Here is a 16,725-nt window from a genome sequence, read left to right on the forward strand (position 1 = left end):
AGGTCTGTCCTTTTTAATTCACACACAACTTTTGAGACTGATCCAAGGTTGTCCATTCTTTATTGACCTATGCTTGCAGTATACGTGCAGTTTCCTTGCCGAGAATGTACTTCTGGGCCACTATACTGCACGTATACTGTACGCATAGCACTAGTTTGGCAACAAAAGTTGTTTTTCTTTCAAGAAGTAGGTTGTATCTAGGAATCAATAGCTGGTCCGATACAGTTCGTATTACATTACTATTTAAAGGTGCTTTTAGTAAATTAGAGGGACGTACGTGAAGTTTTGATAGATATTGTTGTTGAAATTTTTTTCGGTCGTAGATAGAAAAAAATAAGAGCTACCTGATTAGATAGCTCTTTTTAATTTGAAAGAAGTTGTTATTGTTTCATCAACTCATCAATTGTATTTTTGTACTCTTGAATATCGATTTGAAGGTCTTTTACTTTGCTCTCTTGTTTTAAAAGTTTAGCTTTTCCTTTTAACTCTTCCATTTGAGATAGTTTACCCGCTTGTAAATCATTGTGGTATTCGTACTGTGCTAAGTGAAGTTTTTCTTTTTCTTTGTGTAGTTTAGCAGTACTCTTTTCGATACGACGCTTGTATTTGATAATGTTTTTTTGTCTTTTCAGCTCTCTTTTTCTTTCTTTTTGAGCTTGCTTTTGTTCTTGTCTGATTCTTTTTTGTTCTTTTTTAAGTTCTTTTACCTGTTCAGGGCTTAAGATTACTTTTTCTACGATTTGAACATTTTCATTTTTCTTTACTTCCTGTGCAAAACCACACACAGGCAAAGCTGCTATTAAAATAGCAGTACATAGCTTTTTTGAATTCATTTTGTTGTTTTTATTTATATTGAGTTTTTATTTTACCACTCGTTTATTTTGTTTGCATCTAGTTTAAGAAAAATAAATAAAAGTATTGTAAAGGCTATTAAACTCGATCCTCCATAAGAAAAGAAGGGTAGAGGTACTCCAATAGTAGGGAATAGTCCAATCAACATACTAATATTGAATGCAAAATGTATAAACAAAAAGCAGACCACACAGTAACCATAAACGCGATTAAATCGTTTTTTTTGGTTTTCTGCTAAGTAAATGAGTCTGTAGAAGAGGCATAGAAATAATACTATTACTACTGTTGCTCCTGCAAACCCCCATTCTTCACCTACTGTGGTAAAGATGTAATCAGTGTGTTGCTCTGGTACAAAACCACCTTTGGTTTGTGTACCTTTTAAAAAACCAGTACCTGTCCAGTTACCTGATCCAATGGCGATTTTGGATTGGTTAAGGTTGTATCCTTCTGCTTGTAAGTTTACATTCTCCCCCAGTAATACATTGATCCTGTCTTTTTGATGGGCCTCTAGTACATTGTCATAAACATAATCAACTGAGTAGACAAATGCAGAGGATATAATGGCTATAAAAATGTATATGAAAGGGTTTCGATTTATATTTTTATTGAGATAAAAATGAAGTATAGTTAATATAACAATTGTTCCTATAATGGCGGAAGGAGGAACTATCAATGCTGCAAAAAATAAAATAATAGTGATGAAACCTGTCCATAAGTACCAGCTAGGTAAACCTTCTCTGTAGAGAACAAAGACTAAAGAAACAAATAACATAGCACTTCCGGTATCATGTTTTAAAATGAATAAAGTAGGTATACCAATTATGATTAGTGCTGTTAGTTGTTCTTTAAAAGTGTTAAGGTGTCCTTGGTTGTCAGATAAGTACTTTGCTAGTAATAGTGCTGTTGATGTTTTGACAAACTCAGAAGGTTGAAGGCCAAAACCTCCAATAGCATACCAGTTGGTTTGCCCTTTTACAGACTTACCAAAGAAGAATAGACCAAGTATAGAAAGTAAACCTATAATATAGAAGATTAAGGCATACTTTTCATAAAACTTAGCATCAATAGCTAAGATTAATATAATGAATGGAATTGTTAGAATAATGAATATTAGTTGTCGTCCATAAATTTGATTTAGGTCAAACATAGAAGTAGGTTCAGCTGGTAAAGAAGCTGAATAAATAGTAAACCAACCAGCTATAACTAATAGGTAATAGAGGAGAACAGTCAACCAGTCTATATTTTTTTGAACACTAACACTTCTCATTATTTATTGTTTTTATCTACATTATTGTATAGTTTTAATACTTTATCATATTCAGATTGTAAGCTACCGTCTAGCATACGTTTTTCTAAATCTTTTCTAACGATTTCGTTTAGAAGATATTTTTGAATCATTAAACTCGTAATAGGTGCAGCCCATCTTGCCCCCCAGTATCCATTTTCAATGAAAACAGCAATTGCAATTTTAGGATCGTCTTTTGGAGCAAAAGCAACGAATACAGAGTGATCGGTTAACTGATAACGTTTACCATTAATACGAGTAAAGTTTTCAACAGTTCCAGTTTTACCACACATGTCTAGCTGTTCTACTTGCACAGAGCGACCAGTTCCTGTTTTAAATACTTCATTCATACCTTCTATTACAGGGCTGAAGTATTTTTCATCTATTGAGGTTTGATTTTTAGTGACAAACTTTTTGTCTATTTTGTGATGCTCAATGCTTTTAATGATGTGAGGGGTGTAATAATAGCCTTTATTGGCAACAGCCGCAATGACATTAGCTAATTGCATTGGAGTCATAATAACTTCTCCTTGACCAATAGAGTTTGAAATTGTAGTAGTACTTTTCCAAGATCCATTAGGATACCAACGGTTATAATATTCTGAGTTTGGAATATGTCCTTTTCTACCTTCAGGTAAGTCATAACCTAAGAATTGTCCGAGACCAAAGCTTTGTAAGTGCTTGTTCCAAGCATCAATTCCGTCAGCAGGTTCTTTATACTTTTCTATTATACGTCTATAGGTCTGTGCAAAGTATGTGTTGCATGATTTGGCAGTTGCTATATGTAAGTCCCAGTTACCACTATCGTGACATCCCATCCAAGCTCCTTTACCATAATAGAAGCCACGACTACAACTAAAAGTAGTGTGTTCGTTGATGACCCCTTCTTGTAGACCAATAAGTCCTGTAAGTATTTTAAATGGAGAGCCCGGAGGGTATTCTCCAGAAAGGACTCTATTGTATAGTGGCTTTGCTAGTGAATCGTTATATAGTTTGGTATAGTTTTTTGACCTTTCTCGTCCAACTAGTAAACTAGGGTCATAGGTAGGAGCGTTTATAAGTGCTAATATTTCACCTGTTTTTGGTTCAATTGCAACAATTCCTCCTCTTTTATTTTGCATAAGCAACTCCCCATAGGCTTGTAATTCACTATCAATAGTTAATGTAATATCGTCTCCCTTTAAGGCTATCGTGTCGTATATACCATTTTTAAATGAGCCGATTTCTCTGTTGAATCGGTCTCTTTGAATATACTTAACTCCTTTAGCACCTCTAAGTACTTCTTCATATTGTTCTTCAACCCCTTGAATACCGATAAGGTCACCAGGGCGGTAATAGGGATTGTTCTTGATGTTATATTCATTTACTTGACGAATATAACCAAATATGTTTGCACCATGATCTACTTGATAATCTCTAAGAGAGCGCTTCTGAATATAGAAACCAGTAAAGTGTCTGATTTTTTCTTGAAAAGCAGCGTATTCTGCTTTGCTCAACTGAGGTAAGAAAATAGAAGGAAGTCTTGGGCTGTATTTTGTAGCTTTGTTTAGCTTTGTGTCAAACTCGTCTTTCGTTACATCAAGTAGTTTACACAAGGCTAAAGTGTCAATATCTTTTACTTCACGAGGAATAACCATCACATCATAAGAAGGCTGGTTTGCAACCATTAATTTACCATTTCTATCAAAAATATACCCTCTTTCAGGATATTCATAAACGATTTTTAGCGCGTTATTTTCAGATTTTTTGATATATGTGTCGTCGATTACTTGTAAGTAAAATAGACGAGATAGTATTACAATTGAAACAACTGTAATGATTAACGGTAAAAGGTATTTTCTCATTTTCTAGACGGCTTTAACAAGTAGATAATCAATATACAACACAATAGGGTTGAAATCATTGTAATTATAGTACGTGAAAGTATTTCGAATATAAAGTTAAACCTGAAAAATTCTAAAGCAAATAGAACTAAGTTGTGAACTAAGATACTGATAGAGATGTAACTAAAAACTTCTAAAGATTTAAACATATCTTTAGTTACTTTTTTAAGGATATTTAAATTGTGATATTGATAACTAATACCGAATGAGAATTTAAGTATCATTGGTCTTGCAAAGGCTAGAATTAATGAAGCTGCGGCATGTATACCACCAGAGTTGATAAACATATCAACTGCTAACCCTAGAAGGAAACTTGATAAATAAAGTAAAGCTTTATTGCCATTGGTAGGATAAAGAATGATAAAAAGGATATAGGGAAATGGATTAATATATCCTAGTAAGTCTATATTATTGAAGATTAGCACCTGTACTAAAAGTAAAATAATAAAACGACCTATATTCGATAATACAATGCTATTCATTTTCTATTTCCTCTTCTAAAGTGTTAATTTCTTCGATATAATTATTTTTAATGATGTAGACATAACCTAAGTTTGTCATGTCATTAAATAGTCTAACAGAAATAGTGAAGTAGTTAGAACTATTTGTGGTGTATGCTTTTTCAATCACACCGATTGGAATATTTTCAGGAAAAATAGTAGATCTTCCACCAGTAACGATTGTATCTCCTTTGTAAATTTCAGCTAGTCTAGGAATATCAGTTAGGTTGACATAACCCGTATTAATTCCGTCCCACTTTAGTGTTCCAAAATGATTAGATCCCTTAATCTTAGCGTTTATTTTAGATTTTACATTCAATATACTTTGTACGGTAGAGTAGTTGTTAGAAGACTTTTCTACGATACCTAAAATGCCATTACTATTAATGACTCCAAGATCTTTAGTTACACCTTGTTTTGTACCCCCCTTAATTGTTAGGTAATTTTCTTTTGTGTTAAAAGAGTTGCGAATAACTTTAGCAACCAGTATTGAAAACTCATCTGTCTCGCTAGGTCTAAACTTTTGAATTTCGACAGAGTCTTTGGTTGTAAGGTTGTTATAAACAATGGTTTTTAGTAATGCATTTTCTAAAACCAGAGCGTCGTTCTCTGATTTTAGATGCATGTATTCTTTTAGATCGTTTACATTTTCGTAGACATAACCCGTCACACCATTTGCAGAACTGATAAAAGAACTCCTGTGAAAGGTATGTGTTCTTAGAATGAATGCAAATGATATAAGTAAAAGCAGCAAAAACAGTAGCTTAGTACTGTTTTTTATAAAAAAGTTGATTATTTGCTGCATATTTTTTTAATTACTTGATAAGTACACTTTTGTATTTGTCAATGTTTTTAATTGCTAAACCAGTACCACGTACTACAGCTCTTAAAGGATCTTCTGCAATATAGACAGGAAGGTCAGTTTTTTGAGAGATGCGTTTGTCTAGACCTCTTAGCATAGAGCCTCCACCCGCTAGGTAGATACCTGTATTGTAGATATCAGCAGCTAATTCTGGAGGAGTTTGCGAAAGTGTTTCCATAACGGCATCTTCTACACGTTGGATTGATTTGTCTAAGGCTTTAGCAATCTCTCTGTATGAAACAGTGACTTGTTTAGGTTTACCTGTTAATAAGTCACGCCCTTGTACTAGCATATCTTCAGGAGGAGTGTCTAAGTCTTCAGTTGCAGCACCAATTTGTATTTTGATTTTTTCAGCTGTACTTTCTCCTACAAATAAGTTGTGTTGCGTGCGCATATAATAGATGATATCATTAGTGAATACATCACCTGCAATCTTAACAGATTTATCACAAACAATACCTCCTAGTGCAATAACAGCGATTTCAGTAGTACCTCCACCGATATCAACAATCATGTTACCTTTTGGTTGCATGATATCTACACCGATACCGATAGCCGCAGACATAGGTTCGTGTATAAGGTAAACCTCTTTACCATTCACTCGCTCACAAGACTCTTTTACAGCGCGCATTTCCACTTCTGTAATTCCTGAAGGAATACAAACAATCATACGAAGTGCAGGTGTAAACATTTTTTTTCTTAGAGCAGGAATGCTTTTAATAAAGAGGCTTATCATTTTTTCTGAAGCGTCAAAATCAGCAATAACTCCGTCTTTTAATGGGCGGATTGTTTTGATATTTCCATGGGTTTTCCCCTGCATTAAACTCGCTTCTTTTCCTACAGCTATTATTTTACCCGTAGTTCTATCACGAGCAACAATCGAAGGATTGTCAACGACAACTTTTCCATCATGAATAATTAGAGTATTCGCTGTACCTAAGTCGATAGCGATATCCTCAGTCATAAAATCAAAAAATCCCATATAATTAAAATGGTTATTAGAGTTAATAATTTTGTTTGCTATACAAAAGTAATAAATTAATGTTTAAAATGACGTGTACCTGTAAACACCATTGCCATGTTGTTTTCGTTACAATAATTTATACTTAATTCGTCTTTTATAGAACCTCCAGGTTGAATAACAGACTTAATACCAGCATTGTCTGCAATTTCAACACAGTCAGGGAATGGGAAAAAAGCATCGCTAGCCATAACAGCGCCATCTAGAGCAAAGTTAAATGAATTAGCTTTTTCAATTGCTTGACGCAATGCATCTACTCTTGAAGTTTGCCCTGTACCTGAAGCACAAAGTTGTTTGTTTTTCGCTAAAACAATTGTATTAGATTTCGTGTGTTTGCAGATTTTAGAAGCAAATAATAAGTCATCTATTTCTTCGTTAGAAGGATTTAATATAGTAACGTTTGTAAGGTGCTCTTTAGTATCTGTAATATTATCTTTGTCTTGAACTAAAATACCATTCAAACAAGTACGTACTTGTTTTTGAGGCATATTAATTTCATTGATAACAAGAATAATTCTATTTTTCTTTTCTTTTAATACTTCAATTGCTTCTCGATCATATGATGGAGCAATAACTACTTCACAGAAAAGCTTGTTTATTTCTTCTGCTGTTTGTAGGTCTATTTTTCCATTAGCAATTAAAACACCTCCAAAAGCGGAGGTTGGATCACCAGCTAAAGCATCTAAGTAAGCTTCTTTCATGCTCTCTCTTTGTGCGACACCACAAGCATTGTTGTGTTTAAGAATTGCAAAAGTTGGCTTTTCTCCTTTAAACTCATTCATTAAACTAACTGCTGCATCAACGTCTAATAGGTTGTTGTATGAAAGCTCTTTTCCATTAAGCTTTTTAAATAAAGCATCGAAATCTCCGAAAAATTGCCCTTTTTGGTGAGGATTCTCTCCGTAACGTAATGCAATACCATTATCAACACTAATCTTTAACGTAGTTTCTTCCTCGTTGAAGTAGTTGAAGATAGCAGAGTCATAATGAGATGATGTATTGAAAGCTTTAGTTGCTAAATATCTTCGTTGTTCAATTGTTGTAGCTCCTTGATTTTCTTGGATCATATTTAAGAAAGTATCGTATTCATTTACAGAAGCAACGATTACAGTATCTTTGAAGTTTTTTGCTGCTGCTCTAATTAGTGAAATACCTCCGATATCAATCTTTTCGATGATATCAGCTTCACTAGCTCCTGATGCAACTGTTTTCTCAAATGGGTATAGGTCAACAATAACTAAGTCTATTTGGGGGATATCAAATTCAGTCATTTGCTCCACATCTTGTGGGTTATCTTGGCGATTTAAGATTCCTCCAAATACTTTTGGATGTAAAGTTTTTACACGACCACCTAAGATAGATGGATAAGAAGTTACATCTTCCACAGGTACTACAGGTATTCCTAGTTCTTTGATGAACGTTTCAGTTCCTCCCGTAGAATAGATAACTACTTCGTTCTTGTGTAATTCCTTTACGATCGGCTCTAGACCATTTTTATCAAAAACTGAAATAAGAGCTGATTTAATCATTTTAGTTGTGTTCATTGTTGTGTGTTATTTAGTAAGTGGCAAAAGTAAGTATTGTATTGATAATTCTAAAGTATAAACGGTAAGTTTTATCATTATTATTTTTTTTATTTTCTATCTTTAGTCAAGAAAGTATTTGAGAATATGCTTTCAAGTAAAATACATTGTTTTTTATGCTTTTATATATAAGACTTTTTATTAATAGTTTTCAGTTTGCGCTTAAGGCATTGCGAACAAATATGCTTCGTACTGTGCTCTCTTTATTAGGAGTAACCATCGGGATTTTTTCTATCATTGCAGTATTAGCAGCTGTAGATTCTTTGGATAAAAATATCAAGAAAGAGTTAAGTGGTTTTGATACCAATATGATTTATGTTTTTAATTATTCTTTTGGACCGGTGGACATACCTCGCTGGAAGATTGATAGGTTTCCTGAGATGAAATATGAAGAGTATGAGTATTTAAAGCGTAATTTACCTGAGGCGGAGTATATCTCTTACAATATGTTTACTAAGCGAGAGATATTAAAATATGAAAGTCAGTATGCTAATGATGTTAGTATTTCGATTGGAAATAGTGATTTACAGTTTTTAGACAATTTAAAAATTTCTAATGGTCGTTTTTATAATGAATCGGAAGCGACAAAAGGTGCATATGTTGTTGTATTGGGAATGGAAGTAGCTAATGCTCTTTTTAATGGTATAGATCCAATAGGAAAAAGTATTCGTCTATATGGTAGGAACTTTAAAGTTATCGGTGTTATCGATAAACAAGGAGCAACTACTTTTGGAGCTAGTTTTGATGACAAGGCTTATGTTCCAACTAATACGATTCGTATGTTGTATGGAAATAATGCATCGACATTTACTCCAGTCGTAGTTTTAAAACCATTTAAAGGTGTTGAAATGGCTGCATTCGAAAATGAAATACGTGTGAAATTACGTACTATTCGCGGAATGAAAGCGGCAGAGGAGGATAACTTTTTTATTAATGTGTTTGGAGGCATGTTAGACTTTATCGATGAAATTATCGCTCAAATGAATATTGTAGGTTGGATTATTAGTGCCTTCTCTTTGTTAGTAGGTGGGTTTGGAATAGCTAATATTATGTTTGTATCTGTAAAAGAACGTACTCATTTGATTGGTGTTCAAAAGGCAATAGGTGCTAAGCGTAATATTATCTTGTTGCAATTCTTGTTTGAATCAGTAATTCTTGCATTAATCGGAGGAGCAGGAGGAATTGTTTTGGTTTGGATAATTGCTATAGTTGTTACAAATTTCACATCTTTTGCATTGATTCTTAGTTTTTCAAATGTGCTGTTAGGTTTTTTGATTTCCGCTATAATAGGTGTTTTATCTGGGTATTTGCCTGCTCGATCAGCAGCTCGATTAGATCCAGTAGAAGCTATACGTACAGGTATGTAATTGTTTTTTTGTAGGATGAATATGGTCTAAAGTGAATGTGTTTTCTTTAGGCATCAATTAAAAAGTGATAGAAATACACCTTTCGAAAGGTAGTCAAAGTCATAATATTAGCCTTACGAATTTTTTATTATTAATATATAAAAAAGCAAAAGAAGATAGAGTAAGGTATAGTTTCTAAATTCGCTTGTTGCTTTTATTGTCATTATAGAAAGAAGGTGTAATTAGTTAATAAAGTACTCATTCAAAAAAAATAGTGATCAGAAGTAATTCTGATCACTATTAATTATAAAGGTGCTTTTGTTCTTATCTAATAGGTCTGTTTAGAATCAAATCTAAATATAGATTAACATTCTTTTTAAGGTCGCGGCGGTGAACAATAAAGTCTAAGAAACCGTGCTCAAGTAAGAATTCTGAAGTTTGAAATCCTTCGGGTAAATCTTTACCTGTTGTATCTTTTACAATTCTAGGTCCAGCAAAACCAATTAAAGCTCCTGGTTCAGCGATATTAATATCTCCTAGCATAGCGAAAGAAGCAGAAATACCTCCTGTTGTTGGATCTGTACATAGTGATATGTATGGAATCTTAGCATCACTTAATTTAGCAAGTTTAGCTGATGTTTTAGCCATTTGCATTAGTGAGAAACCTGCTTCCATCATACGTGCTCCACCTGATTTTGAAATCATCATAAATGGAATATTGTGTTTTATTGAATAGTCAATACCTCTAGCAATTTTTTCACCTACTACGGATCCCATTGAACCACCAATAAATGCAAAATCCATTGCTGCAACGACTAATTTTTCTCCTTTTGATTCTCCGACAGCAACTCTAACAGCATCTTTAAGTTGTGTTTTAGTCATTGCTTCTTTCAGACGATCTACATATTTTTTAGTATCCTCAAACTTTAAAATATCTTTTGAAGATAGGCTCTTGGCTATTTCTTTGTAGTCGTTGTTGTCAAAAAGAATTTCGAAATACTCTTTACTACCAATACGAACGTGATAACCATCTTCTGGACTAACCCATAAGTTAACTGCAAGTTCGTCAGAATCAATAATTTTACCTGTAGGTGATTTATACCAAAGTCCTTTTGGAATATCTTTTTTGTTCTCTGTTGGAGTCTGAATTCCTTTTTCTTTCCTTTTAAACCAAGCCATAAAATGTTTGTTTTGTTTATATTAAGTTCGAAAACAAGGGGTTATAATGTGTTTACATTATTTAAGTCTTCAAAAGCTTTTTCTAAACGAGCAATTAAAGTTAACTCACCTTGTCTTACCCATACACGTGGATCGTAGTATTTCTTGTTTGGAATATCCGCTCCCTCTGGGTTCCCTATTTGAGTTTTTAAATAGTCTACTTTGCTAGTTACATAATCTCTGATACCTTCTGTATAGGCAAATTGTGTATCAGTGTCAATATTCATTTTGATAACTCCATAACCGATAGATTCTCTAATTTCTTCTACAGAAGAACCTGATCCACCATGGAATACAAAATCAATAGAATTTTTTGGTAGATTGAATTTTTTTGAAACGTACTCTTGAGAGTTTTTCAAAATGATTGGAGTAAGTTTAACATTCCCTGGCTTGTATACACCATGAACATTTCCGAACGATGCAGCAATAGTAAATCTATGGTTTACTTTTGATAACTCTTCGTAAGCGTAAGCTACTTCTTCAGGTTGTGTATATAGCTTAGAAGAGTCAACACCTGTGTTATCAACACCATCTTCTTCTCCGCCTGTGATACCAAGCTCTATTTCTAAAGTCATTCCTAATTTACTCATACGAGTAAGGTACTTTTTAGAAATTTCCATGTTCTCTTCTAAAGATTCTTCTGATAGGTCAATCATATGAGAACTGAAAAGTGGTTTCCCAAATTGTTTCATATGCTCCTCTCCAGCATCTAATAGACCATCAATCCATGGTAATAGTTTTTTTGCACAGTGGTCAGTATGTAGTATTACAGGTACACCGTAAGCTTCTGCTAAGGTATGTACTTGTTTAGCTCCTGCGATTGCCCCAAGTATAGCTGCTTTTTGATTGTCATTTGATAATCCTTTTCCTGCCATGAATGCAGCACCTCCATTTGAGAACTGAATGATAACAGGTGAGTTAAGTTTAGAAGCAGTTTCTAATACAGCATTAATTGTACTTGAACTTGTTACGTTTACTGCCGGTAAAGCAAAACCTTTTTCTTTTGCATAACTAAATATCTCTTGCACCTGATCTCCAAATGCTACTCCTGGTTTAATATTGTGTGCCATGTACTGTTGTGTTAAATTTGTTTACAAAAATACTAATTATAATTGGATTAGAATGGATAATTAATTCCAACATTTAGCACTGATTCTTTTAGGTTAAACTCCTTGAACCATTTTCGCTGTGCATTGATATTTGGGTTGTAAGTTTTAAACCCCATGTCTAATCGGAATACAAAGAAACTAAAATCATAGCGAATTCCAAATCCTGAAGCTACTGCAATGTCTTTAATAGATGAAATACCATTAAAAGTGTAATTCGAATCTTTTACTTCGTCAAAGACATTCCATATATTTGATGCATCTATAAACAAAGCTCCTTTCCAAGGACCTCCTATTGAGAATCGATACTCTGTACTAAAAAATAGTTTCATATTTGCTTCGTTAAAGTCATTGATTCCCCCACTTTTACCTGGGCCTAATCGATACGATTGCCAACCTCTATTGTCATTTGATCCTCCGGAATAATAACTTCTTGTAAATGGAATTGAACTTGAGTTTCCATATGGGATTGCAAGACCTCCAAATGCACGCATAGCGATTACTCTTTGTTTTCCTAAATCCCAATATTTAATAAAGTCTATTTCTGTTTTTACATATTGTGAAAACTCAACATCTAAAATTGTTTTCTTTCCTGTTGGCCCTGTTTTTGTACTAGCTCTTTTCATTAGAGCATTCATTAGACCTCCAGCTGATTCTATTTTAGTTTTTAGTGTATAAAAGCTATTGTCGTTGATAGCTGTACGTGTAGTCTTCGTAAATACTAGATTACTCGATATAATTAGGTTGTTTTCTGATAGTCTAATTCTTCTTTCTTCAATGCTTCTAATAGTATTGCGATCTGCTTCGCTTACATTCATAGGGTTATTGGGGTTGAGTGCATCCCAAATAAATCTATTCGCTCCATTGTCAGAAATACTTAGATTACCTTCTGGAGTAAAGTATTCAGGATTTGCAGCCTCTTTATAATCTTGTGAAATGGTGTTTAATCGACTATATGATGAACGGTAAACACTAAAGTAATTCGAAGGGTTCGTGTTTCTTACGTATTGTATATTCGCTAGGTCAAAACTAAAAGAATTATATTGTGATGGTAACCATTTATAGTTGATAATTCCCGTAAAGTTATCTTTATCCAAACCGATATTGCGTTGTTTGGAAATACCAAAACTCATGGTTGTAGTCGGTAACATAGTTTTAGGAACCAATCTATCAGTATTAATTGGAAAGAATACACGTGGGAATGTTAGTTTTACATCTCCTCCATATTCTGTTACATTAAAGAACACATTGTTTGGGTTGTTCATTTGTCTTGATGATCCCATGCTTCCTTTTATTCCTACTTCTAATATTTCAGCTCCTTTAAATACATTTCTAAATAATATGCCTATATTTCCTCCAATACCAAAATCTTGAATATTTGAATGTGTAAGATCTAAAGATGGGTTAAACGTCATTTTTTTTCGTGAAGTCAAATAAATATTTGAGATGAGCGATTGACCTGTGGTATCTCTTTTGTCTTCTATATATTCGATTACGGGGTAATTGAATACTCGAAGGTTACTGATAGATCGTGAGGTCAATATTCTTTTTTGGTCACTAAACTTACTGCCTTTAGTTATAAAAACGGCATCAGTAAGTGCTTTAGGTTTGTATTGTAGTTTAGTAGAACTATATAGATTAAAGTTGTTGTGTTGTATACTATCTAGGTCTATTTTTTTGTTTTTGCTGACATTGTCGGTGTAGATATTAACTTCACTAATGTCGTAAAGTTTGAAAGGTTTTTCGATAAGAGTATCACCTGATTTCACTGTTTGTGGATCTATAATCAAGTTAATGTTAGCTTTGTTTTTTTTGTTTATAATTGTATCTACTTCATAGCGAATATTCAATTCTTGGAAGTAATAGGCACCTTTATTTCTAAACTGCTTTGTTAATCTTTTTCTTTCGTTTTCAAAGTTTTTTACATCAAATACTTCATTTGATTTAATTAAACTTTTGTTTTTTTCTTGATCGAATAATTCTTGTAACGCTTTAGTGGAAATATTTGTTTGTACACTATCAATATAATAGGGATTACCTGTTTCTACACGATAAGTATTTGTTACTTTTTGTTTTGAAATAGTATCTAATACAGTTAAAACTCTAGTATCAAAGTATCCTTTGTTGAAATAATAGTTTTTAAGTCGAGCAACGGATTTATTTGTTTTTAATGTGTCGTATAATACAGGTTGTTCTCCTGTTTTAATTAGAAAGTTGTTAATCCCACTAATCATGAACGACTGACCTAGTCGATCAACTTGTTTGCGTGAAAGAAGTGCAGATAAGTGCTTTTCTTTCTTAGGGTTGTTCTTTAGCCAAACTTGGTATAGTGAATCAGCATTTGGTTTAGCTAAGTTGTATAGGTGTAGTCTTAGATGAAAACCAGTGAATGGGAATGTACTGTTTGGTGTTTGGTATAGTTGTTGGTAAATCTCTTCTTTGTTTACCTTTTTGTCGTTCTCGATAATTGTATTATCAACTAATAGAGCTCTGTCTTGAGGTACTCTTTTAATAGTTGAACAAGCAAAAAAACTTATGCTTGTTAATATAATTAGTGCTATTTTTGATGAAAATTTGCTCAATGTAGTATCTGTCTAATATCATTCAAAAATACATTTTTTTATGGTTACGAAAAACCAAATAAAATTAATTAAAAGTTTACATCAAAAAAAATACAGAAAGGTTCATCAATTATTTATAGCTGAAGGGTATAAGGTTATACAAGAATTATTGGCTTCTGATTTTACATTAGAAAGTTTGTATTGCACAGAGACACTCGATTTTTCGGTCGACGATAATAGAATGGTTAAGGTATCAAACGATGATATGAAAAAAATGTCTGCCTTAAGTAGTACATCCAATTGCTTAGCAGTATTTCATTGTGGAAAGGAACTAGCTTTATCTTTTGACAATTTGGTAGTGGCATTAGATGATGTTCGCGATCCAGGTAACTTAGGTACGATTATCAGATTGTGCGATTGGTTTGGAATAAAGCATTTGATCTGCAGTAGTGAAACAGTCGATATTTATAACCCTAAGGTCGTTCAAGCGACTATGGGGTCTATTACTCGCGTAAATGTGGTTTATGGGGATTTACTCGAACTGCTCTCGAGCAGAGGAGGGGGGATACCTGTATTCGGAACTTTTATGAATGGTAGAAATATTTATCAAGAAAAATTGCCGACTAGAGGTGTAATCGTTATGGGAAATGAAGCAAATGGGATCTCTCCTATTATCGAGTCTCATGTTGATCAACGTTTAACAATACCGAGATTTGGCGATCTTCAACAGACAGAAAGTCTAAATGTAGCTATGGCTACTTCGATTATTTTAAGTGAGTTTAAAAGAAGTTCTTTATAGAAATACAAGAGAGGGGAACCAAATATTGGTTCCCCTCTTTTGTATTTTAATGAAACGTAAAGGATAAAAATACGCCTCGTTTCTTCATTGATTTTATTCCTCCCGTCCAAGGACTATTTACTGAATTATCACGAATCAATTCATCGCCTAATCCAAATATTCCTTTAATTGCTGGAGTAAATTTGAAATAGTGAAAATAGATATCTATACCTGCTCCAATTTCATAATTAGCTGTCCATTTTTTCATACGCCAAACCCCTTCGTAATTATCTTTTGCAGAATTAGAGTTACTTCCTAAATCTAAATCCATTGATACTCCTCCAATCAGATATGGTCTTATATTTCCCGTTCTCAAAGCTGAAAATTTTAACAACAAAGGGAAATGAATATAAGTAGAGTTAACTTCTTTTATAGAAGAGTTTCTTATTTCCTGATCTTTAGGCAAGGTGTTGCCGTGTTCTTGCTTATAATAGTTGTAAATTAGAACCTTTGGGTATGTTAGCGTACGCTTTGCATGAAAAAGACCAGGTTCAAATCGCAAATCTAAGTATTCAAATAGACGAAGGTTACCAACTAATCCAACGTTAAATCCAGTTGATGAGTGAACTTGTATTTCTGTGAAATCATGTGGATACTTTGTCGCTAAATCGTGTATTTGGTTGTGATAGTCTTCTGTATAACTGATTTGATAGTTCATACTATTAAAGCCTAAATAATACCCCCAATGTACTCTTTGCTTATCCCAATCTTCTTTGTTTAAGATTGGGTTTTTACCAAAGGGCCATTGAGCGAAACTACTGATCGTTCCAAGTATAAAGAATAATAGTATATACAGCTTTTTCATATTATTTTGACGAAGAATAAATTGTTGCAATACCCATAGTTTGAGGATAGTGCTTTACTTCTTTAAACCCAACTTTTCTTAAAATATTGTTTAAGTTTTCGCCAAAAGGAAAATTTTTAGCTGAGTCAGATAGATATTGATATGCTTTTTTGTCTTTTGAAAACATTTTTCCCATAAACGGTAAGATGTTTTGTGTATAGAAAAAATAACCTTGTTTAAACGGAAACTTAGTCGGTACTGAAGTCTCTAAGATAACAAAAATACCTCCTGGTTTTAGCACGCGTAATATTTCAGAAAGCCCTTTTTCAAGTGTTTCAAAATTACGAATACCAAAACCTACAGTGATTGCATCGAAAGAATTATCGTCAAATGGTAAGTTCTCTGAATCTCCTTGAACTAATTCAATGCGTTTATCTAGGTTAAGTGCTTTTACTTTTTGGCGACCAACTTCTAACATTCCTGCTGATAGGTCTAGTCCTGTTATTTTATGAGCATTCGATTTAGATAATAAAATAGCCAAGTCACCTGTTCCTGTTGCTATATCAAGAATAGATTCAGGGTTGGTATCGGAAACCATTTTAAGTACTTTGCGTCTCCATCCTTGGTCTGTACCCAAAGAAATCATGCGATTCAGGTTGTCATAATTACCAGAAATGTTATCAAACATTTGTTCAACTTGTTGCTTTTTACCTAGGGCTGATTCTTTATAAGGGGTTACTTCTTTTGACATCTTATTATAATTTTGAGCAAATATAATTATTAATAGGCAATTTGGTGGTTTCCTATTACTTAATTCCTTTCTGTAAAAGAAAAAACCTTAGCTATACTAGGAGGGCACTGAAAAAGTCCTAAAATAGTATCAGGG

The 16,725-nt window shown here is 33.4% G+C and carries 14 protein-coding genes; 2 read left to right on the forward strand and 12 right to left on the reverse strand.

Annotated elements, in window-relative coordinates:
* Positions 1 to 380: 380 nt before the first annotated feature.
* From GJV77_RS13725 to purH, 7 genes are read right to left on the reverse strand one after another with little or no spacing between them, the layout of a single operon-like run.
* Complete coding sequence (locus GJV77_RS13725; RefSeq protein WP_155036905.1) at positions 381 to 833, reverse strand: hypothetical protein; 453 nt, start codon at positions 831 to 833, stop codon at positions 381 to 383.
* Positions 834 to 865: 32 nt separating this feature from the next.
* The gene (rodA, locus tag GJV77_RS13730) at positions 866 to 2,119 is read right to left on the reverse strand and encodes a rod shape-determining protein RodA (RefSeq protein ID WP_155036906.1); all 1,254 of its coding nucleotides are present in this window, start codon (positions 2,117 to 2,119) and stop codon (positions 866 to 868) included.
* Positions 2,119 to 3,981, reverse strand: a complete 1,863-nt coding sequence (gene mrdA, locus GJV77_RS13735) for a penicillin-binding protein 2 (protein WP_155036907.1) — start codon at positions 3,979 to 3,981, stop codon at positions 2,119 to 2,121. The genes rodA and mrdA overlap by 1 nt, the downstream gene beginning before the upstream one ends.
* Entirely contained in the window at positions 3,978 to 4,502 is a 525-nt protein-coding gene (locus GJV77_RS13740; RefSeq protein WP_155036908.1) for a rod shape-determining protein MreD, read from the reverse strand. The genes mrdA and GJV77_RS13740 overlap by 4 nt, the downstream gene beginning before the upstream one ends.
* Entirely contained in the window at positions 4,495 to 5,325 is an 831-nt protein-coding gene (mreC, locus tag GJV77_RS13745) for a rod shape-determining protein MreC (RefSeq protein WP_155036909.1), read from the reverse strand. Before mreC ends, GJV77_RS13740 begins: the two co-directional genes overlap by 8 nt.
* A 10-nt stretch (positions 5,326 to 5,335) precedes the next feature.
* Positions 5,336 to 6,364 (reverse strand): rod shape-determining protein, encoded by a 1,029-nt coding sequence (locus GJV77_RS13750; RefSeq protein WP_155036910.1) that lies wholly within the window; start codon positions 6,362 to 6,364, stop codon positions 5,336 to 5,338.
* A 56-nt stretch (positions 6,365 to 6,420) separates the two neighbouring features.
* Positions 6,421 to 7,947 (reverse strand): bifunctional phosphoribosylaminoimidazolecarboxamide formyltransferase/IMP cyclohydrolase, encoded by a 1,527-nt coding sequence (purH, locus tag GJV77_RS13755; protein ID WP_155036911.1) that lies wholly within the window; start codon positions 7,945 to 7,947, stop codon positions 6,421 to 6,423.
* A 155-nt stretch (positions 7,948 to 8,102) separates the two neighbouring features.
* On the opposite strand from purH, the gene GJV77_RS13760 reads away from it, so the two are divergent.
* Positions 8,103 to 9,353 carry an ABC transporter permease gene (locus tag GJV77_RS13760; RefSeq protein WP_155036912.1) on the forward strand — a complete coding sequence of 417 codons (1,251 nt, stop codon included), beginning with the start codon at positions 8,103 to 8,105 and terminating at the stop codon, positions 9,351 to 9,353.
* Positions 9,354 to 9,656: 303 nt separating this feature from the next.
* Here GJV77_RS13760 and accD read toward each other — a convergent pair whose 3' ends face one another.
* Genes accD through tamL form a run of 3 tightly spaced genes read right to left on the reverse strand, consistent with a single transcriptional unit; the run spans position 9,657 to position 14,238 of the window.
* The gene (gene accD / locus GJV77_RS13765; protein ID WP_155036913.1) at positions 9,657 to 10,511 is read right to left on the reverse strand and encodes an acetyl-CoA carboxylase, carboxyltransferase subunit beta; all 855 of its coding nucleotides are present in this window, start codon (positions 10,509 to 10,511) and stop codon (positions 9,657 to 9,659) included.
* Positions 10,512 to 10,552: 41 nt separating this feature from the next.
* Positions 10,553 to 11,620 carry a class II fructose-bisphosphate aldolase gene (gene fbaA / locus GJV77_RS13770; protein WP_155036914.1) on the reverse strand — a complete coding sequence of 356 codons (1,068 nt, stop codon included), beginning with the start codon at positions 11,618 to 11,620 and terminating at the stop codon, positions 10,553 to 10,555.
* Between the two features lie 47 nt (positions 11,621 to 11,667).
* On the reverse strand, positions 11,668 to 14,238 hold the full coding sequence (gene tamL / locus GJV77_RS13775) for a translocation and assembly module lipoprotein TamL (protein WP_155036915.1): 2,571 nt from the start codon (positions 14,236 to 14,238) through the stop codon (positions 11,668 to 11,670).
* Positions 14,239 to 14,278: 40 nt separating this feature from the next.
* On the opposite strand from tamL, the gene GJV77_RS13780 reads away from it, so the two are divergent.
* A complete protein-coding gene (locus GJV77_RS13780) occupies positions 14,279 to 15,016 on the forward strand; it encodes a TrmH family RNA methyltransferase (protein WP_155036916.1) in 738 nt (245 codons plus the stop codon).
* Between the two features lie 46 nt (positions 15,017 to 15,062).
* Here GJV77_RS13780 and porT read toward each other — a convergent pair whose 3' ends face one another.
* Positions 15,063 to 15,860, reverse strand: a complete 798-nt coding sequence (gene porT, locus GJV77_RS13785) for a type IX secretion/gliding motility protein PorT/SprT (RefSeq protein ID WP_155036917.1) — start codon at positions 15,858 to 15,860, stop codon at positions 15,063 to 15,065.
* 1 nt (position 15,861) lies between these two features.
* A complete protein-coding gene (gene ubiE, locus GJV77_RS13790; protein ID WP_155036918.1) occupies positions 15,862 to 16,590 on the reverse strand; it encodes a bifunctional demethylmenaquinone methyltransferase/2-methoxy-6-polyprenyl-1,4-benzoquinol methylase UbiE in 729 nt (242 codons plus the stop codon).
* Positions 16,591 to 16,725 lie beyond the last annotated feature (135 nt).

The organism is Myroides pelagicus, assembly GCF_009711055.1.
Taxonomy (GTDB): domain Bacteria; phylum Bacteroidota; class Bacteroidia; order Flavobacteriales; family Flavobacteriaceae; genus Flavobacterium; species Flavobacterium pelagicum.